Source organism: Paenibacillus sp. EB106-04-04-XG159, assembly GCF_058791835.1.
In genome coordinates this window covers 262,747-282,582 of the sequence record NZ_JBYTDY010000004.1, presented here as the reverse complement: position 1 = coordinate 282,582, position 19,836 = coordinate 262,747, and the positions used below count along the sequence as shown (strand labels likewise).

Annotated in this window: 16 protein-coding genes and 1 riboswitch; of the genes, 2 read left to right on the top strand and 14 right to left on the bottom strand. The window is 44.3% G+C overall.

Annotation, left to right across the window (positions count from 1 at the left end):
• Positions 1 to 269: 269 nt before the first annotated feature.
• From AC3WTP_RS07220 to AC3WTP_RS07170, 11 genes are all read right to left on the bottom strand, one after another.
• On the bottom strand, positions 270 to 527 hold the full coding sequence (locus AC3WTP_RS07220; RefSeq protein ID WP_492393902.1) for a hypothetical protein: 258 nt from the start codon (positions 525 to 527) through the stop codon (positions 270 to 272).
• 92 nt (positions 528 to 619) lie between these two features.
• Positions 620 to 1,018, bottom strand: a complete 399-nt coding sequence (locus AC3WTP_RS07215; protein WP_492393901.1) for a NusG domain II-containing protein — start codon at positions 1,016 to 1,018, stop codon at positions 620 to 622.
• A 186-nt stretch (positions 1,019 to 1,204) separates the two neighbouring features.
• Entirely contained in the window at positions 1,205 to 1,417 is a 213-nt protein-coding gene (locus AC3WTP_RS07210; protein ID WP_492393900.1) for a hypothetical protein, read from the bottom strand.
• A complete protein-coding gene (locus AC3WTP_RS07205) occupies positions 1,417 to 2,820 on the bottom strand; it encodes a sensor histidine kinase (RefSeq protein ID WP_492393899.1) in 1,404 nt (467 codons plus the stop codon). Before AC3WTP_RS07205 ends, AC3WTP_RS07210 begins: the two co-directional genes overlap by 1 nt.
• Positions 2,817 to 3,524, bottom strand: a complete 708-nt coding sequence (locus AC3WTP_RS07200; RefSeq protein ID WP_492393898.1) for a response regulator transcription factor — start codon at positions 3,522 to 3,524, stop codon at positions 2,817 to 2,819. Before AC3WTP_RS07200 ends, AC3WTP_RS07205 begins: the two co-directional genes overlap by 4 nt.
• 60 nt (positions 3,525 to 3,584) lie before the next feature.
• Positions 3,585 to 3,773, bottom strand: coding sequence for a DUF2933 domain-containing protein (locus AC3WTP_RS07195; protein ID WP_492393897.1), 189 nt, complete (start codon positions 3,771 to 3,773; stop codon positions 3,585 to 3,587).
• 133 nt (positions 3,774 to 3,906) lie between these two features.
• The gene (locus tag AC3WTP_RS07190) at positions 3,907 to 5,421 is read right to left on the bottom strand and encodes a multicopper oxidase family protein (protein WP_492393979.1); all 1,515 of its coding nucleotides are present in this window, start codon (positions 5,419 to 5,421) and stop codon (positions 3,907 to 3,909) included.
• Positions 5,422 to 5,581: 160 nt separating this feature from the next.
• Positions 5,582 to 8,104, bottom strand: coding sequence for a heavy metal translocating P-type ATPase (locus tag AC3WTP_RS07185; protein ID WP_492393896.1), 2,523 nt, complete (start codon positions 8,102 to 8,104; stop codon positions 5,582 to 5,584).
• On the bottom strand, positions 8,097 to 8,459 hold the full coding sequence (locus AC3WTP_RS07180; protein WP_492393895.1) for an ArsR/SmtB family transcription factor: 363 nt from the start codon (positions 8,457 to 8,459) through the stop codon (positions 8,097 to 8,099). Before AC3WTP_RS07180 ends, AC3WTP_RS07185 begins: the two co-directional genes overlap by 8 nt.
• Before the next feature lie 149 nt (positions 8,460 to 8,608).
• The gene (locus AC3WTP_RS07175; protein WP_492393978.1) at positions 8,609 to 9,838 is read right to left on the bottom strand and encodes an MFS transporter; all 1,230 of its coding nucleotides are present in this window, start codon (positions 9,836 to 9,838) and stop codon (positions 8,609 to 8,611) included.
• 145 nt (positions 9,839 to 9,983) lie between these two features.
• Complete coding sequence (locus AC3WTP_RS07170; protein WP_492393894.1) at positions 9,984 to 10,388, bottom strand: VOC family protein; 405 nt, start codon at positions 10,386 to 10,388, stop codon at positions 9,984 to 9,986.
• 211 nt (positions 10,389 to 10,599) lie between these two features.
• On the opposite strand from AC3WTP_RS07170, the gene AC3WTP_RS07165 reads away from it, so the two are divergent.
• The gene (locus AC3WTP_RS07165; protein WP_492393893.1) at positions 10,600 to 11,544 is read left to right on the top strand and encodes a hypothetical protein; all 945 of its coding nucleotides are present in this window, start codon (positions 10,600 to 10,602) and stop codon (positions 11,542 to 11,544) included.
• Between the two features lie 185 nt (positions 11,545 to 11,729).
• The gene (locus AC3WTP_RS07160; protein ID WP_492393892.1) at positions 11,730 to 13,796 is read left to right on the top strand and encodes a serine hydrolase domain-containing protein; all 2,067 of its coding nucleotides are present in this window, start codon (positions 11,730 to 11,732) and stop codon (positions 13,794 to 13,796) included.
• 61 nt (positions 13,797 to 13,857) lie between these two features.
• On the opposite strand, the gene AC3WTP_RS07155 is transcribed toward AC3WTP_RS07160, so the two are convergent.
• From AC3WTP_RS07155 to AC3WTP_RS07145, 3 genes are all read right to left on the bottom strand, one after another.
• Complete coding sequence (locus AC3WTP_RS07155) at positions 13,858 to 16,197, bottom strand: ABC transporter ATP-binding protein/permease (RefSeq protein ID WP_492393891.1); 2,340 nt, start codon at positions 16,195 to 16,197, stop codon at positions 13,858 to 13,860.
• Positions 16,198 to 16,376: 179 nt separating this feature from the next.
• Positions 16,377 to 17,021, bottom strand: a complete 645-nt coding sequence (locus AC3WTP_RS07150; RefSeq protein ID WP_492393890.1) for a glycoside hydrolase family 73 protein — start codon at positions 17,019 to 17,021, stop codon at positions 16,377 to 16,379.
• A 152-nt stretch (positions 17,022 to 17,173) separates the two neighbouring features.
• A riboswitch (cyclic di-GMP riboswitch) is annotated at positions 17,174 to 17,258 on the bottom strand.
• A complete protein-coding gene (locus AC3WTP_RS07145) occupies positions 17,255 to 19,495 on the bottom strand; it encodes a bifunctional diguanylate cyclase/phosphodiesterase (protein ID WP_492393889.1) in 2,241 nt (746 codons plus the stop codon). (Overlaps the previous riboswitch by 4 nt.)
• Positions 19,496 to 19,836 lie beyond the last annotated feature (341 nt).

Genomic DNA, 19,836 nt, shown 5'->3' with positions numbered 1-19,836 from the left:
ATAGCCTGAGGAGCTGTATTCGCAGCTCCTTCTTTTCATTAGAATGGTCTTCTATTCAAGGAATTCAATTAATTATCCCCCTCAGAAAATGAGAATTATTCATATATTATAGGAGGATACACTGTGGGAGAACGTGTAATGCTTATTCGGTCCAACATATAGCCGATGACCTTTCGATCCTTCACTTCTTGATCTGCTGGATACTCAACATCCCATAATATGAAAAAGACTGTCCGCAGACAGTCTCTTCCCACAGAAGCAAATCGCAATTAAATAGATCCTGCATTCGTTCTTTGCATCATAGAGTTGTTTCGCATCATGCCTTGAGTATCCGCATTTCCTCTTCCTTGATGGCAATTGTTATACATTTGCTCTAACTCGGAATCATTGAGATTCGGATGCATTTCTTGCATGAATGGAAGCATGTCATTGAATGTAGAAGGACCTACCCCCGCAGCATAAGCAGCCGTTCCGATACCAAGCGTCAGAACCGCAGCTCCTACGATAGCGATGATTTTCGTTTTCATGATGTTCACCTCCTTTCATTCGCACGATAATCCCTAATTAAGATGGAATCTTACTTAATGTCATCCACTGACCGTCTTTGGAGGGACCGAGTTTATGAAACAATGGCATCTAATTCATCTTCATCACTCGGGGTATCGCTGATGATCGTGATATACATGCGAAGCGGCAAACAAATAATTTCTTCATTCGGCTTCGTAATATGGCCATACGTAAAGCAAATCTTTTCCGGGCAATCTGACTCTACTACTTCGATGCCATAATCACGAACTCGAAGCAGATCATAGCCTCTATTGGTATTAATCTCAATCCACTGCGTCTCTTGTGTGAGTTTTACAGTCTGATAGATATCGCCATCCACTTGAATTTGTGCGTAAGCTTCCCCTGAAGGAATCTCCTCAGGAGTAGGTTGAAGAGCATAAATCCCGTAAATGATCGCCGCAACAAGCAGTACTGTAGATATTAGGATGTAATCTCCTTTTTTAAATTTCATAGCATTCAACTTCATCACATCTCTTCTTATAGCTCAGCACTTTCAAGGCAGGATAACTTATGAATACACGTCTAAATGAACCTGCAAGATTCCTTGTGCTCTTATCTTACTTCAAAAGTATGTTGAAACTGTGTAGATCGAAACTTTCTTTTATTTAGACACAAAAAAAGTGCCTCCGCATCGAAGTCACTCTTTCTTTCCTTTCCGTTGTTTAAATCGAAGAAATCGATAAATCAGATAGATGACTATACCGATAATCGCCATCCAGGTACACGTTGATCTGAACATTCCGAACCCGATCGCAAGCGAATCGATTCGAAAGTAGGAAGCTGAAACGGTTAAACACATCAACCCGATCGCTATAAAGAACAAAGCAATGAACCAGTCTGATTTCTTCATTATGATTCCTCCTGCATCGTCGGGAGAACGAATTGAACCGTAAAACAAGTACCCTTATCCCTCTTACTGTTTACTTGAATAGTGCCTCCTTGCAGTTCGACCAACCTCTTCACGATCGACAGACCAAGCCCCGTACCGCCCGTTTTCCGTGATCTTGATTTCTCTACCCTGTAGAATCGGTCAAAGATATACGGCAGCTCATCCTCAGGTATTCCAGCGCCTGTGTCCTCTATCGAAAGAGAAAGCGTGTCAGATGTACATCGAAGATGAACATCAATATGACCTTTTTCGGTATAGCGGACCGCATTCTCCATTAGATTGAGAACAATTTGCTTCATACGTATTTCATCGCCGCGAATTAACGGAATAGATACTGAAGGATGAACAACCAGCTCTAATCCTTTGTCTTTCGCTATCAATGAAATCGTCTGCGCCGCCTGAGCGACAACATCTTGCAAGTCCACCCATTCCATGGACAGACTGATCTTTCCTTCTTCCATCTTAGCAAGTTCAAATAGATCATCCACCATGCGCTGTATACGTACACCTTCTTGATAAATAATGTCCAGGTAGCGATCCTTCTCTTCTTCTGTCGTATACAAATGGTTCTTTACAACTTTGGTGTAACCTTGCAGGTAAGTGATTGGCGTTCGCAGCTCATGCGAGATATTCGCGAAGAACTCTTGCCGTGTATCTCGATACCGCTGCAGATCGGCGGCTAAATTATTGATCGCCGCAGCCAAATCACCAATTTCATCTTTGCTGTGGATGTCGAGTCGGGTTTCTAACTCTCCAACCGCAATTTTCTTGGTTGCCTGCTGCATCATAATGAGTGGTCGAGAAAAGAGCAAAGCCATGATCCAGGTGATTCCTATCGCAAGCAAGAATGCTCCTACACCTGAAAGAAACAGCAAATTCCGCACTGCATTAAGGGATTGATCCATACTTTGCGTCGATGCCATCACATAAATAGCTGAAGAAATCTGATTATCTTGATAGATCGGTTGGCCAATCACCATATAGCGATTGCCTAATGGATCTTCGTGTTCTAAGTTAATGGTTGTCCCTGAAAAGATCTGTTGTAGATCCTCTGGTCGTATAAACGACCGATCTTCAGCGTTGTGCTCACCTGTATGATGGGTGATCTCGCCTGCATCATCGATATAAAATATACTTACATTAGAAAAATCGGCGAACGTCTTGATCATTTCCTCTGAGGGGGCATCAGTGGTCTCCACCATCGTGATGAAATGAGAGGTCATCTCTGTAACCTCTGTTCGCATCTCGGTATGATAAAAGTTTGAAAACATCTGATAGAGGCTTACACCAAGAAAAAGGAGGACGATTAAAAAAATCGCTGCGATGATTGACCCTAATTTCATCCCGATCCGATTGCGTCTCATCCTTCTCCTCCCTGCGCTGAAAATTTATAGCCCACTCCCCAAACCGTTTGAATGGGGTCATAACCCAGTCCTGCACGCTGCATTTTTTCCCGAATATTCTTAATGTGGGTATCTACGACACGAGCATCTCCCGAGTAATCATACCCCCATAATCGCTCAACCAACTCTTCTCGTTCAAACGTGCGATGATTATTTTGTGCCAGATGGAGAAGCAAATCAAACTCTTTCGGAGTAAAGTCAATGCATTCATCATAAATGCGAACTTCCCGTGCGTCTGCATGAATATTAAGGTGCTGGAAGACCAGAATTGTCTCCTGAAGTTTTTGCGCTTGACTGATCATCGAACGCCGTAATAGCGAATAGACACGCGCCACCAATTCCTCAGGCTCAAAGGGCTTCGTCAAGTAATCATCGGCTCCAATTCCTAATCCATGAACTTTGTCCTTGGTTTCCGAACGAGCTGTGAGCATGAGAATCGGCATTGTTTCGGTTTCTCGAATAGTTTTACATAGCTGCCAACCATCCATGCCTGGCATCATAACATCCAATATCAGAAGATCAAACGGTTGCTGCTTGATCAGCGACAAAGCCTCATAACCAGACGAAGCCTCTTTGACTTCAAATCCTTCTTTCATGAGATAAATGCGAAGCAGATTCCGCATATTCCATTCGTCGTCAACCACTAGAACTTGATTATTAGCCACTGCTATCACCTTCTTTATATGCGAATCCTACTCTAAATTTAATTGATATAACTTTTCTATTCAAGATTTAGTCGGCTCGTTATTTCGTTCGTTCTGAGCTTTTAGTTCATCAAGCTCTCTTTGCATCCTTTGTGTTTCTTCTGTATTTCCTTTCCCATGATTACCATACCCGTGACCTTTACCCATCCCGAACATCATGACAATCATCATAAGGGGACACACCAGCAATAACAGCCAAGACCAATCCATCACTAACTCCTCCATATCCCATTAAGGTTTTGTATATAGGCATTGTAGAACAAGAATGTGTGGAAACCATGGAGAAACCATTCAACTCATACAAAAACTCCTGCAAGCAAAGCAGTTTGCAGGAGTTCAATCGTTATTCTGGTTTGTTGCCTACACTTGGGTCAGGTGTATAGTCGCTTTGATAGTCTTTATATTTAACATCCGTTACCATACCAGCAGACGCATGGTGCAAGTCGTGACAATGAAACATCCAATCTCCCGGATTATCCGCTTCGAAGGCAACCACATATTCTTCGCCTGGCTTCACATTAAGGGTATCCTTGATAACAGGCGCTCCATCAAGCAGTTGACCATTCTTACTTAAGACTTGGAAGAAATGTCCGTGTAAATGCATCGGATGATCATCGGTTTTCGATTGATTTACAAAGGTTACTTTAACTTTTTCACCTTTATCCACTTTAATGGAATCCGTCTCAGGAAATACCTTTCCGTTTATGGTGTAGACCATTTCTCCGTCCTTCATCTCGATATTCAGATTTAGACTTACCTCTCGATCATAGGACAGATTCAAGGAGAATTTGGTCTCAGTTTGTACACCGTATTTCATCAGATTGAATTGTGGCAGCTGCTCGGAGGCGTTGGAGGCATCAGTCTGTGTTGTAGACCCCTCATATGTAACAACCGCTCTCATGCTTTTCACTCTGTCATCAGTTCCATGCTCTTCAAGCAGCCAAGACCCTGGATTATTCGCTATAAACTCGATGTCGTACCGCTCGCCTGGAGCGATGGCAATCCCTTGATCCGTAACAACAGCCGGACTATTCACCGCCTGACCATCGGAAGCCACCACTTTGAATTCATGTCCATGCAGATGCATCGTATGCGTAAGATAACCCGCGTTGATGAGACGAATACGAACCTTTTCACCATCTTTAACTACAAGCTTATTGATGGCATCACCAGTCTTTCCATTCATGGTATAAACGTCATACATGCTCATGTCATGACCTTTCATTCCTTCTGTGTCACTCATATTCATTTGACTGTGGTCCATACCACTCATGTCGCCCATGTTCATCTTGCCATGATCCATGCCTTCCATATCCATGCTTCTTGAACTCATCCATTCGTCAAGAACCAGCGTGCAATTCCGATCATAGCTATCCTTCGGATCTTCCACGATTAACGAGCCATAGAGCCCCTTATCGAGTTGATTGACGCTATCTTGATGCGAATGGTACCAATAGGTTCCTGGAACGGCAGCCTTAAACTCATACGTAAACGTTTTGCCTGAAACAACGGCGTCTTGCGTGACCCCTGGAATGCCATCCATATCATTCGGAACAGGGTAGCCGTGCCAATGAATCGAGACGGGCTCTTCCAGTTCATTCTTTAAGTTGATCTTGACTGTGTCTCCAACTTTGACACGAATCTCAGGGCCAGGTACCGAATTGTTGAATGTCCATACAGGCAAGGTTAACTGATCAGATACCTTCAGATTGCTCGCTTGTGCCGTGATGGTGAACTCCTTGCCGTCGACGATCGGTGTCTCTTTTGTGAGAACAATATTTCCATTAGAATTCGTGCAACCAGCAAACACGATACTGATCGCACCGATCGCAAGTAGGAGTTTATATTTTCCTTTCATCATCATGAACCTCCACTTCAGTTTCTGGTACATTTTCACTCTATACAAAAATTGTGTGGAAACGATGAAGAAGGACGAAATTTTAATTATCTTAATTCAAATGTTTTTTATCTATAACAAAAAACAGAGATTCTCCATTCGAATCCCTGCTAATGTCTTATTATCTCTTTGTTTCTTTAAACCCAATCAAGCGCATGCTGTTTAAAATGACGATCAAAGCAGCACCCGTATCACTCAACACAGCAAGCCACAGTGTTAAGATATCTGGAAAGATCAGAACGAGTGCAAGCAGCTTAATGATGATGGAGAACCAGATGTTTTGCATAATAATACGCAATGCCTTGCGGCTAAGCTGAATGGTATGAGGCAACTTTTCCAAATTATCAGCCATTAACACAATATCCGCGGTTTCCATAGCCGTATCTGTTCCTGCTCCCCCCATCGCAATTCCCAGATCAGCTGTGGCAAGAGCAGGAGCGTCATTAATTCCATCTCCCACCATGGCTATGGATTTACCTTCAGCTTGCAGCTTTTTAATGGTCTTTGCCTTATCTTCAGGAAGCATATTAGCAAAATAGCGGGTTACGCCAGTTCGTGAAGCCACTTTGACAGCAGTGCCTTTATTATCGCCTGTGAGCATCAGGACTTCCTCTACACCAGCTCGCTTCAAGGCTTCTATAGCATGAATACTCGTTTCTCGAATCGCATCCGCCACTGCAATCAACCCGATGAGCTTATTCAACGAACCAATCAAAATAAGAGAATTACCATCAGCTTGCAGCTCATCAAGCTGATGTTGATTGCTTGCGATAGGGTGGCCTAGTTGCTCGAAAAGCTTTGTGTTTCCGGCATAATAGGTCTCGTGTCCAATGATTGCCTGAACGCCCTTACCTACGATATTTTTATATTCAGAAGCGGATTGTGCGGATACCCCTAAATCTATCGCATGCTGCACGATTGCTTTCGCAATAGGATGTGTAGAGTATTCTTCAAGTGTTCTTGCAACGGATAATAATTCGGTTTCCGTTCCTTCATACGCGATAAGCTGCATGACTTTCGGTTGTCCTTCGGTCAAGGTTCCTGTCTTATCAAACGCAACAGATTGAATACTGCCCGCGATCTCTAGATAAGCTCCGCCTTTAATCAGCACTCCATTTCTTGCAGCATCCCCGATTGCGCTGACGATTGCGACAGGTGTTGAAATGACCAGTGCACATGGGCAAGCAACAACGAGCAGCTCCAAGCCTTTATAGAACCACTCACCCCACGTTCCGAACCCGAACAGAGGGGGAACCAACATAACTACTAAAGCTCCAATAAATACGATTGGTGTGTAGATGCGAGCGAATTTATCGACAAACGCTTGCGTGGGAGCTTTTTGATCCTGTGCTTCTTCGACTAAACGAATGATCTTAGCAACGGTAGTATCATCAGACAGCTTGGTGACGCGTACCTCAAGAGTGCCATCTTCATTCAGAGTACCTGCATATACAGGATCTCCTGCTTCTTTATCGACGGGGATGGATTCTCCTGTAATCGGAGCTTGATTAACGCTTGATGTCCCAACGACCACCTCACCATCGAGTGGTATTTTTTCACCTGGCTTAACGATAATAAGATCTCCGACCCCGATCTCTTCAACGGGGCGTCTTCGAAGACTCTCAACTTCTCTCACCCACGCTTCAGGCGGAGCAAGATCCATCAAGCCTCTAATCGAATTACGCGTCTTCTCAATCGATTTGGTCTGGAGGACATTTCCTAATGCAAATAACCATACCACTGTCGCTCCTTCAAGCCACTGACCTATAGCGACCGCACCGATCACTGCTGCAGTCATTAACACGTTCATATCCAAAGAGCGGCTTTTTACTGCGTAATAAGCACTTTTCGCCGGTCTGTAACCGCCGATCACAATGGATAATAGATATAAAGCAACAATTATCGTAGATGATACATCAACATATGATCCTAAAAAACCTAATACTAAAAAGGCTCCTGAGGCAGTAATCAGCGAGGTTCCCGAACGATCTTTTTTCATTGTCGAGGTTGACTTGCTCTTGGAGACCAATATGGCTTTAAACCCAGCTTTAGAAACCTCCTTCATAATTTCTTCAGCTGAATTATCGTGTTCAATCTTCATTTTACCAGTCGAGAAATTGACACTTACGCTGCTTACGGATGGAATGGCCTTTAAATGGTTTTCTAGCGTTACTGCACAAGCACCGCAATCCATGCCTTCAATCTCATAGACACGCGATTTTTCCTTTCTTTGAATCGGCTCTAACTCAAATCCAAGCTTCTTTACAGCTGCAGGCAGCTTATCGACAGATGAGGAATTGGCGGCTACAACTTGCAGTTTTCCTGTACTGTAGTTTACGTTAGCCTTCGTGACCCCTTCCAAGGCAGAAACTGCCTTTTCAATGGTCAATGCGCAAGCAGGACAGTCCATTCCATGAACCAGATACTCAACTTTTTCACCTTCAGATGTATCAGAAGAAGTCGAACTGTTTTGGCTTTGATCTGCCTTAGAATTCGTACAACATTTCCCCTCAGCACTCGATGTCGTTTCTACATCCAATACGGTTAATGTTTTCTTGAATTTAGGCTCTGGCTTAGGTTCTGGAGAAGAAGAACAACTCATGCTCGAACAGCATGAACTTTCTTTAGGTTCGTTATTACGCATAAGACTTCTCCTCATTCGATTTCGAGCAGCAATCGAGCTTATCGTTCTGTTCGCACGATGCGACCTCTTTTTCTACCTCAACAAATACGATATCCATCATCTCAATCAATTGCCTAATCTGGCTATTTCTTAAACTATAATAGATGAATTTGCCTTCCTGACGACTAACTACAATTCCACATCCCTTCAAACAGGATAAGTGCTGCGATACGTTCGATTGATTGCCATTCAATTCATTAACGATTTCGGACACTGTGAGCTCCTTATCTTTAATGACGTGCAGTATCTGTAAACGTGTCTTATCGGAAAATCCACGCATAAATTTCGCTTTAACATCGAGTTGGCTCGAATCCATCCTAACTCTCCTCCTTACATATTCAGATTCACTAATATGAACTCATTCATCATATTAGTGAGTATTAATATGTGTGTCAACATTTTACTTTCCCAACCCTAACCATAATCACAAAAAAGACTGCCTAATCTTACGGCAGCCTAGGTATTTTACTTAGAAACAACCTTCTGATGTTTTCGCGCCCATATTGCAACAGGAATTAGGAGCAATGAAAGAATTCCACCTGTAAGGGACAGTGCCGCATAACTAGTATTAGCTGCTACCATGCCAGAAAGAGCTCCTCCCGATGCGCCTGCTAAAGCAATGAATACATCCATTGTCCCTTGGGTTTTCGCACGCGTCGTTGGATCGGTAGCGTCCACAATAATAGCAGTTCCACTTATTAGACCAAAGTTCCAGCCAAGTCCCAATAGGGCGAGAGCGATAATAAGCACCAGCATAGAATCAGCAGGAGCAGCCGCAGCGATTACACCTGCTGCTAGTAATACCCCAGCAGAGGCAAATGACATTGCCGTTCGTCCCACTTTATCAACCAGATAGCCTGTAACCAAAGAAGGGAGATACATAGCTCCAATATGAAAACCTATCACTAAACCAACATCGCTTAAGCCGTGTCCATGATGCTTCATGTGTATGGGAGTCATCGTCATGATTGCCACCATAACAATCTGTGTCACGATCATTACGGCAGCCCCCACAATAATGCCGCGACTGTTGTTTGAATTGACATTCGCACTTTTAGTCGATGAGCTGCTGTTTGTATCTGCTCTAGCAATCTCATTTGCAACAAGAAGCGGGTCTGGATAGAGAAATATGAAGAATACAATCCCAGCTAGAATAAAGGCCGCTGCAGCTAATATAAAGGGTCCCGCTAATGCCGGAACTCCAATTGCCGTTGCGTAGCTGCCCATCACATCAACTAAGTTAGGACCAGCAACCGCACCAAATGTGGTTGAAACCATGGCAATACTAACTGCTGTCGCTCGTTGCTTGGGACCTGCTAGATCAGTGCCTGCATACCTTGCTTGCAGGTTTGTCGCAGTCCCTGCACCATAGATGAACAGCGATGCAAACAGGAGAACGATGTTATCACTTACAGCCGCAATCACCACCCCGATCGCACCGACACCACCCGTTAAGAATCCAGCTGCAAGCCCGGTTCGACGTCCGTAACGTTGAGAAATCCGTCCCACCAGTAACGCCGCCGCAGCAGAGCCAAGCGTGAATAATGCAGTAGGTACACCTGCAAAACTATCATTTCCCAGCATATCCTGAGCAAGTAATGCCCCCACTGTAACCCCTGCCGCAAGTCCTGCGCCGCCGAATATCTGAGATATAACAACAATAAATAAAGTACGCTTATATAGCTGCTTTTGCATTTCTACTGAATTTACGTATTTTTGTATATGTCTCTTCTTTATTTTGTATTCGTGTGATAAATGGGACAACGCTTGGTAACCACCTTTCTATATGCTCGATTTTTTAAAAAGTCACCATTTTGTCAGCCCACTGTTCCGCCTGCGATCATGAACTGAGCTGTTTACCGATCTCCCAATGATAGCCGAACGGGTCAGCGATACGTCCTATACGCCAGCCGTGTCCTTCGCTGACAGGTACGACTTCGGTTGCTCCAGCGGCAATGGCCTGCTCGAATGCCGAATCCGGATCATCGACGGTCATGATCATTCGAACCGTACCTCGAGCTACAACCTCAGGGCTGCAGTCAGGATCTTCTTGAATCCAGAAATTCGCCCCATTGATAGAAAGTTGTGCGATAGCAAGCTTACCGTTATCATCCTCGAGACGGTACAACTCGACCGCATCGAAGGCTGTCTTGTAGTAATCAACAGCTCTCGCCGCATCATTCACTGAAAGCCACGGTGCAATATTGGTCTCTAGCCGTTCTAAACCTGACTTAAGGTTGCTCATCCCTGTTTTCCTCCCTGTATATGTATGCCTAAACACAACTTTTATAGAATTAGAAACCATTTACATTATACTACAGCCCTTGAATATCATTAACGAAATTGCCATCGTGCGCTTTAATTCTATGTAATCGCAAAAATACTCAATCCAGTCACAGGCTTCCGTCGATAATATTGATATAATCCATCTAAGAAAAGTGACTGGAGGAGCATTCATGTACACACCTATTCCGTTCCCTGCCATAACGGCTAAGATTAAAGAGTTGAGCGGTCTTGAATTTGAGCGTTTTGCACATGCAGTCCTTGGCTGGAGCAATCCTTTGGAATACCGCAGGACACGTCAGATCCAAGATCATGCCATAGTTGGCCTTGGAATTCATAAGCATCATAGCAAGACTATTTATTCAGCCTACGGCTATGAATCGAGTACACATTGGATAGATGCTAAGAATACACTTGATGCTGAGGTCAAAGGGTTAAGAGCTTATTTTACGCGCAATCATGTGCAGTTGGAGAATTGGATTGTTCTTCTCAATCGAGAGTTGGCGGAGGACGAATACGAAGAGATTCAACGAGTAGGTATGGAAAATGAAATCAGTTCAGTTCAAGTGATGACTCCGGTGGAATTGGGACAACTGATTGTTCAATCCGGTTTATCCTATCCTGTGGGTCGGCTCTTTGGACTGCTTCCTCACGATCGCTCCCAAGATGAATTGCAGCCCTATACTGCGTCAAAGGATATTTTGTTGAATCTGCCACAGCTGCGACATGAAACCGTTGAGCATAGAAAGAAGCAGCTTATTCAGATGATGGGTGAGATTATGGCAATAGCTGCAGCGACACTCGAGGATTTTATGGACAGCGAACACACCCCGATTCAGCGCCTCATTTCATATACTCGAATAAGCGATCCGCATATCAAACTTTATGTGTACGATGATGATCAGTTCATACAATCTCAGGAGGATCATCGCAAATCCTATTCCATTTTAGAGGCGGGAGAACAGGGTGAAATCACATTCAAGGTTGTCGATCTTTATGGTATCTATCGGATCCTGAATATACTGACCAGAGACGTAGAGAAATATCAGATTAAAGATGCTTTCGAGGAATTAATGGGGATCAGTTATTTTTCGCTGACTAGACTTACTCGAATTTAACATGACAGGTACAACTAATCTGGGTCACAATGTTGTCAATGAGGCCGAGAAGAAGATGCCATAAATCGGTAAACTAGTGCTATACTTGTAAGGAAGAGAATCAATCGGTGAGTCCATTCCATAACAAGCTCACTGATTTTTTCTTGATTATTGGCATTAATCCATATATCACTAGGAGGGTTAAGATGAAGAAGAGACTGTCTTGGATCATGGTTGTTGCCCTTGTGCTGACCATGCTCGTCCCGGTTGGAGCTTTTGCTGCTGAAAGCAGCGCCCCTTATGGAGCAACACAGCAAACGGCGGCGCAGAAGGCTGACCTGTTGACAGGCACTTATGGTACGACCAGCTTGCAGTATGCACTTATTGATAATGGAAAGATCGTGGTATCCGGACATTCCGGTGTCAACCGTGTGTCTGACAACACGCCGCTGACGGCAGAAACCATGTATAGCATCGGCTCTACGAGCAAGATGTTTACTACGGCAGCTGTTATGAAGCTGGTGGATGAAGGCAAGGTAGATTTAGATAAGCCTGTGACCACCTATATTTCTGAATTCACCATGAAAGATGAACGCTACAAACAAATCACTCCGCGCATGCTATTGAATCATTCAGCTGGTTTTGGCGGCTCCACTCTTAGCAATGCTTTTTTGTTTGATGATAATGATACATACGTGCATGATAATTTGCTAGAGCAGTTATCTACACAGCGGCTTAAGGCTGATCCAGGGGCATTCTCGGTTTATAGCAACGATGGCTTCACATTAGCAGAGATTCTAGTAGAGAGAGTTAGCGGAATGGACTTTACGAGCTTCATTCATCAATATATTACAGAGCCGCTCGGAATGAAGAATACGAAGACTCCGCTCGATGCTGTGAAGGATGACCAACTGGCTGGTCTATATTATCCTGCAACTCAACAAGAGCTGCCTAAGGATACGGTTAACGCAATCGGAACCGGTGGTATTATCTCAACTGCGGAAGATCTTGTTCGCTTTGCACAGATCTTCACGGGGAACGCAAACGGAATTATTTCAGAGAAGTCCGCAGCCGCGATGAGTCAGCCCGAGTATGCAAAAGGAATGTGGCCAGAAGAGGCTGATTCGACGATTGCATACGGATTAGGTTGGGACAGCGTCAACTTGTTCCCGTTTAATGATTATGGAATTCAGGCGCTTACTAAAGGCGGGGATACGCTTCTCTCCCACGCTACACTAGTCGTGCTGCCTGAGCATAAGATGGCTGCCGCGGTCGTATCCTCTGGCGGCGTCAGCACGTTGAATCAGATGATGGCGAATGAGATGCTATTAAGTGCACTGCAGGAAAAAGGAGTCATTAAGGAATTGAAGCCTGCCAAGTCATTCGGCGCTCCTGTGAAAGCAGACATGCCGCAGGATCTGGCCAAGAATGCAGGTATCTACGGGGCACTGGGTCAATTGTTGAAGCTGGATATCAGCAAGGATGGAGAGCTATCCATTGGTTCAGTCATGATGCCTGATTTCCCTGCACAGCAATTCACGTATACGAAAGACGGTTCTTTCGTGAATGCGGACGGCAGCATAAAGGTTAGCTTCGTAACAGAAGATAACGGACGCACTTACTTATGGGTAAGAGGCTATCAGACAATACCAGGTCTTGGGCAAACGGCTTTATCCGAGTATCAAGCGGAGAAGCTGGAGGCTAATGAATTGTCTGAGGATACAGCTGCCGCATGGGCAGCACGTGAAGGCAAGATGTACTACCTCGTCAATGAAAAGTATACGTCACAAGTTTACTTGATGATACCGCCTGTCAGTGGTGTAGCAACCTTCAAAGATATGCCAGGGTACCTAGTGACGAACAAGATCACGGGGGCTAATGAAGCCATCAGTGTGCTGCAGATCCCGGTCATGGCGGGTAGAGATACGACAGATTATCGTTTCTACACCGAAAACGGTGTGGAATATATGCAAGCTGGTGGCAGTCTTTTTGCTGGTCAAGAAGTTGTAAAGCCGCTCTATCCAGGACCGCAATCCAAGACGACGATTCAAGCAAATGGACATACGAAATGGTACACGGTTCCGGAGAAGGCAGCGGGCAAGAAGATGATCGTTGACATGCCTAAGGCTAGCTCCTTTGCGGTGTATGATGCCAATGGGTTGTGTGTGAATTACACGGTAGTCAGCGGTGTACATGAAGTGGTGCTGCCGGAAAATGCGACAATTGCCTTTATTGGCGAAGCAGGATCGCAATTTGGAATTAAGTTAAAATAAGCAGCACTGCCCCACGAAGTCGATGTTGACTTGTGGGGCATTTTTATTGCTGCTTAGTTGATTACTCACTGCGCAGAGCCGCAACCGGATCCTTCTTCGCCGCCATCTTCGCGGGGATGAAGCCGCCAAGCATCGTCAGGACGACGCTAATCACGACCAGCAAAACGGCATGGACCGGGTTAAGCTGCGCAACATTCGTAAGCTCGGTTACCTTGTACATCACCGAATTGACAGGGAAGGTCAACAGATACGCGATGCAAATCCCGAGTATTCCTGAGCAAGCGCCGATAATAAAGGTCTCTGCATTAAATACGCGCGTAATATCCTTCTTCCTAGCACCCAAGGCGCGGAGCACCCCGATCTCCTTCGTTCTTTCCAGCACGGATATATAAGTGATAATCCCGATCATGATAAGGGATACCACAAGCGATATCGCCGCGAATGCGATGAGCACCAACGTAATCCCATCCATGATGCTGCTTGATATTTCCGTTACGACAGCTGCCATATCTGTATATACCACTCTGTCTTTTTCATTCTTACCTGTATTCCACGCATCCAGATAAGCCGTAATCGATTCCTTCGCGCCAAAATCAATCGGATAGAGCGAGATCGAAGCGGGAATCTCCGTTGCGCCTAGTGTGGCAAGCATCTGCTCCTTCGTCAGAGCGTTGGAGGACATTCCTTCTGACGCTGGTGGCATGCCGTCCGATGTCATTGCCAACATCTCGCCTGTGATAACGTTAACCTCAGACTCCTGCTGCGCCTTAACAATCTCTGATTTCTTCGCGTTATCGATAAAAGTTGTAGCAAGCTCATCAGAATAAGCGATGCCCGCAGGCAGTGAAGCCATCTTGGATTGCTCCTGTGCGCGAATAACACCGACGATGTTTAACGTGATCGCCTTATCGCTGTTGTACAGCTCCATCAGACTTGAGGGTGTTCTATTTACCGTGAACCGCCCATCCACTTTCTGATAATAATCGTCGTTCATCACGAGCTTCAACTCATGCCCGACCAGATCAACCAAGTCAATGCTATCCGCATTATAGTCAATACCAAGCGCCTCAAGCGCTGGTTCACTTAAGCGGTTATATTCATCCACGACCAAGACAAGATCATTCTTGGATGTCGGGAACCTTCCTTCCAGCAGATCGTAGTATTGCTCCAAGTAGCTCCCTGATGATTGTCCTGGCTTTCTAGGGTAAGCATAGAAGTTAATATTTCCTTGATTAACTGTTGTCGCCGTAGTCCCATCTGACTTCAACAAGTTCATATTCACCTTGCGCGTATAAGATATACCGTCAAGCAGCGCTGGATCAATCTTCCCCAAATAATCCATATATTTTGTTGTCAGCACATTCGTATGCATGATTGAATTCTCGCTCGGATCATAGGGGAACAGCTTCTTCTCTTCTGGATAGGATTCTAAGTCCGGAACCCCTAATGTAGGATCCTGTGCAGCATCCATGTTCATAACAGACTCCGTAATCGTAAGTGGAAAGTTCGATAATGCGCTCTTTTCGTAGGAGTTGATCTGCTTATCGAATCCGTTCGATAAGGAGAGAACCAAGGCGATCTCGATAATACCGATACTGGCTGCAAAGGCGGTTAATCCGGTTCTCCACTTTTTTGTAGAGATATTTTTACCTGAAAGCTTGAGCGCTGTAAAGAAACTCATGCTTGTCTTCTTCAGCTTATAATCTGGACTTACTTCCTGTTCAGCAAGTGCATTGGTATCAGCAACCACCTGGCCGTCGGAGAATCGGATCACGCGATCCGCGTATTGCTCCGCCAACTCGGGATTATGCGTAACCATGATGACCAGCTTGTCTTCCGCGATCGTCTTGATCAGCTCCATGATCTGTTCACTGGTCTCGGTATCCAAGGCGCCGGTCGGTTCATCCGCCAGAATAATGTCCGGATTGTTAGCCAGCGCGCGCGCGATCGCGACACGCTGCATCTGCCCCCCTGACAGCTGATTCGGCTTCTTATGCATATGGTCTTTCAACCCGACCTTCTCCAGCGCTTCTATCGCCTTGCGACGCTTTTCAGACGAAGGTACTCCACTCAGCGTCATCCCCATCTCGACATTGTCAACGATGCTCAGATGCGAGATCAGGTTGTAGCTCTGGAAGATGAAGCCCACGCTGTTATTCCGATAAGCGTCCCAATCACTGTCTTTAAAATGTGTAGTTGACTGTCCGTTGATGATCAGCTCTCCGCTGTCATACTGATCCAGTCCGCCAATGACATTCAACAGCGTAGTCTTGCCAGATCCACTCTGTCCAAGGATCGCTACAAACTCGCTTTCTCTAAAGTTAAGACTGACCTTGTTCAAGGCTACCTGAGTAAAATCTCCGGTCTTGTAGCTCTTCGTAATATGTTTCAACTGCAGCATGTGAAGATTTCACTCCTTTCTATCTATGTATAAGGTTGATGCATGCTTACGGAAATTTCAACTCATGTAGTCTTTCTCATTATGCTCATATCCACTATGATTATGACGCCGCCGGTATTTCTCACATGATAAAAAGCCGCAGGGTGGATCCTCCGGCTCGCTTCAATGATCAATGATGATTATTTGATGCTGCGTGACAAGATAATGGTATTCAACCATGTCAATTCCGATACGGTAAGCGTCCCCTTCTCCGCTTTATCGACCCACGATGCATCGGAAATGACACCTTTCTGAATCAATGCAGCAAGCGTGTCCACCAACTGCTTGCGTTGATTGTCCGTTAGGTTCAATGTGTCGTCCTCCCCCACGTCGAATTCGTATAACTTGTACTGCTCGATCAGACGGATCAACAGCTGCGGGTACTCCGGGTCGGTCGCATAGCCACCAACTCGAATCGCGTATGCAGCCGTCTTATAATCAGCGCCCAGCACGCCGTGATAACGATTGGGCTTGTCCCTAGTTCCTGCAAGAATCAGCTTGCTATGGTCAGCAATACTTTCTCCCCAGTTATGGTAGTGCCGAAACGGAGCGTTAATAGTCACCCATTTGCCATTCACATGCTCCTTTGTACTATAAGTACCGCCTCCAGCAGTGCCAGTGCCTTTGATGCCAAATAGATTATTGCCAGACTTCGTTAACCCGGACTCGCCCCAAGCGCTCTCGAGTATGGCTTGAGCGATGGTAAGAGATGCCGGGACGCGTGTGCGACGCATGTCTGCTACAGCATAAGCAGCGATTCTTGATATAAATTCATCAGGCTTCATGCTTTATATCATCTCCTTTCTTCTGGAGTTGTACTACTAGTTTATTAATGAAATCCAGAAGAGGAACGCCGCATATACCTGTCCATTCCAACAAAAATATCGCTAATCATCTTCTGACAGCGAGGTTGAATGCACAGCTAATAATAGATGATGCATGCAACCGGCTGTCATACCTTAATGGCTTTAGACCCTATGGCTTTGTGTCCCTGCCTTTCGACAGGTTTACCCATTATTCAGATTTGTTCATTGCTCATCATCAAGCTTTCATACTCTTTCCATGGCATCGGCTTGGCAAAGTAATAGCCCTGTGCCAAGTCACAATTAATATTGCGAAGAAATTGAGTTTGCTCCTCGGTTTCTACGCCTTCTACTACTACTTTCATATTAAGATCGGTCGCCAAGTTAATCATATTGGTAACCACAATCTTGCCTCTCTCATCATCTGCAACGCTCATCATAAATCCACGATCCAGCTTGATGACATCTGCAGGAATGGATTGGAGTATATTAAGGCTGGAATATCCCGTTCCAAAGTCATCTATCGCGATAGAAAATCCTACTTTCTTAAGTTGTAATAAGATATCGCATAGATACTTGATATTCTCGAATACGATAGACTCCGTCAACTCCAACTCAATGAACTCAGCGGGAACATCATACTTCTTAATGATCTGCTCTAAACGGATTACAAAATGTTCTCGAAATAGATGCATACGCGAAATATTGACTGAGATCGGGTGAGGCCTAATCCCCTTATCCATCCACATTCTAAGCAGTCGGCATACCTCTTCAAACACCATTAAATCCAAGTTGACTATAAATCCATTGCGTTCAAATACAGGAATGAAATCACCCGGAGGGATCAATCCCCTTACTGGATGTATCCATCTGACCAATGCCTCCGCGCCATATATACGGGCGTGTTTCAGATCGTATTTTGGCTGCAGGTATACAACAAATTCGCCGTTATTCAATGCGGCATGCATGCTGCTGACAAGCTCTTGAACCTTAATCTCTTGATACAGCATTTCTTCATTAAAGAAAAGACAAGTACATTCATCTTCCCTTTTGATACACTTGCAGGCCATCTCAGCACGATCAATCATCACATTGATGTCTGTCGTACGATCGATAATAGAGTAGATGCCGCACTTGATCACTAATCGGTATCTTGCTGTAAAATCACGGTGATAATCACTCAACTGCTTAGTCAGATGATTCATCCTACCCATTAATTCATGATCATGTTCGCATGTTGCAAGGAAAATAAATTGAGCACCATTACCTCTCCCTACTATTTCCGTAGGTAAGAGATTATCCGATATGGTCTTTGCTATATACATCAGGATCTGATCGCCCGCTTCGAAGCCGCAGATTTCGTTAATATATTTAAAACGATCAACATTGAATTCTACGATTGCGAAACGCTGTTCTGGATATTGAATAAGCTGGTTCTGTACATCCAATCGAAATTTAGACAGACTCGGTATTCCAGTCATTTTGTCCACATATGCGATCATTTCAATCTGCTTTTGATTCCTGCTTTTACTTGTGAGGATGTAGAATAAGATGGCAATCAGGAACACTAGAGTGATTAGGCATAACAGATAGCTGATTCGAATCACATACTTTGTATCGCCCATTACCATGTCCTTTGAAATAATAGACATCACGTACCAGTCATTGATATCCTCGATTGCAAAATAACCGATGAGATAATCACTACTATCGATCTCTAATGTACTAATCCCTTCCTGACCAGTTGCCACATCATCTCTTAATGCCTGAAGTTGTTCCTCATCGTGAGAATATGTGCTGATTTGATCGAATACATGCCCTGTCTCTATATGATGATGAGGATCATTAGGTTGAAGGATGACTTGACCTTTCTGATCTACAATATAGAGAGCTCCTTGTTGACCAAACAAGGATACATTGAGAGCCTCATAAAAGTCCTGAACAGATATGCTCGCACCTACAGCAGCTTGAACGACCCCATTTACCACAATTGGGCTCGTCATCGTTATCATCTCTTCATTCGATACTTTATCCAAGTATGGAGCAGATATGTTACTTTCGCCGTATAGTGCTTTTTGAGCTCCCATCTTATCATATGGATTAGGCTTTGAACCATCGGAGGTGAAGACTTTTTCATCATGAGTCTGGATCGTAATACGCATATAGTCGTTTTTTTGGGCAACGTATTTTAATCTCTTCCGAATAGTATCCTCTTTCCTATATTCCCTTTTCGATAGTTTATCCGCTATTTCGTTCAAGGTATATAATTCACCGATGATGATGTTTTGAATGGACTCTGCAGCATGCATGGTGGTCTCAGAAAGGGTACTTACTGCTTCTTGCTTAAGTGACTTGGTAATTTGACTAACACTGTAAGAATAATAGCCTAGTAATATCATTGCAGTAACAATGAGGAATATGATAGGCGCATGAAAATGTTTTTTAGCTCGATTCATACAAGTTTCCGTCCTGTAAGGGATATGTACTTTATGACTTTAGATGCATCATTCCTGCATGACAGTGCATAAATTGCAAATATTTATTCATAAAGTGAAATTTTTCTCTAGTCTAAAATTTTACATGAGGCTATGGACGGTTACAATGAACAATTTTGTGAAGTTAATAAATGTGAAGGGGATGATCGATGGTTCCTTTGAACTATACTTTGTTAAAACTCAAACAACGGTTGTTTTTAACAAACCTTCTCAACTGTGGGTTGTTATTTGCAATTTCACCTCCATTGAATAAAACAAGTGGGTACTATAGTATTGAGCCATAAGGCGCCTTTGATAATAGA

Coding starts and splice junctions, on each gene's coding strand:
- AC3WTP_RS07180 (WP_492393895.1), bottom strand. CDS start 8,459: ATGGATTCGAGCCAACTCGATGTTAAAGCGAAATTTATGCGTGGATTT.
- AC3WTP_RS07145 (WP_492393889.1), bottom strand. CDS start 19,495: ATGAATCGAGCTAAAAAACATTTTCATGCGCCTATCATATTCCTCATT.
- AC3WTP_RS07205 (WP_492393899.1), bottom strand. CDS start 2,820: ATGAGACGCAATCGGATCGGGATGAAATTAGGGTCAATCATCGCAGCG.
- AC3WTP_RS07150 (WP_492393890.1), bottom strand. CDS start 17,021: ATGAAGCCTGATGAATTTATATCAAGAATCGCTGCTTATGCTGTAGCA.
- AC3WTP_RS07220 (WP_492393902.1), bottom strand. CDS start 527: ATGAAAACGAAAATCATCGCTATCGTAGGAGCTGCGGTTCTGACGCTT.
- AC3WTP_RS07175 (WP_492393978.1), bottom strand. CDS start 9,838: ATGCAAAAGCAGCTATATAAGCGTACTTTATTTATTGTTGTTATATCT.
- AC3WTP_RS07170 (WP_492393894.1), bottom strand. CDS start 10,388: ATGAGCAACCTTAAGTCAGGTTTAGAACGGCTAGAGACCAATATTGCA.
- AC3WTP_RS07190 (WP_492393979.1), bottom strand. CDS start 5,421: ATGAAAGGAAAATATAAACTCCTACTTGCGATCGGTGCGATCAGTATC.
- AC3WTP_RS07155 (WP_492393891.1), bottom strand. CDS start 16,197: ATGCTGCAGTTGAAACATATTACGAAGAGCTACAAGACCGGAGATTTT.
- AC3WTP_RS07160 (WP_492393892.1), top strand. CDS start 11,730: ATGAAGAAGAGACTGTCTTGGATCATGGTTGTTGCCCTTGTGCTGACC.
- AC3WTP_RS07195 (WP_492393897.1), bottom strand. CDS start 3,773: ATGGATTGGTCTTGGCTGTTATTGCTGGTGTGTCCCCTTATGATGATT.
- AC3WTP_RS07210 (WP_492393900.1), bottom strand. CDS start 1,417: ATGAAGAAATCAGACTGGTTCATTGCTTTGTTCTTTATAGCGATCGGG.
- AC3WTP_RS07185 (WP_492393896.1), bottom strand. CDS start 8,104: ATGCGTAATAACGAACCTAAAGAAAGTTCATGCTGTTCGAGCATGAGT.
- AC3WTP_RS07165 (WP_492393893.1), top strand. CDS start 10,600: ATGTACACACCTATTCCGTTCCCTGCCATAACGGCTAAGATTAAAGAG.
- AC3WTP_RS07215 (WP_492393901.1), bottom strand. CDS start 1,018: ATGAAATTTAAAAAAGGAGATTACATCCTAATATCTACAGTACTGCTT.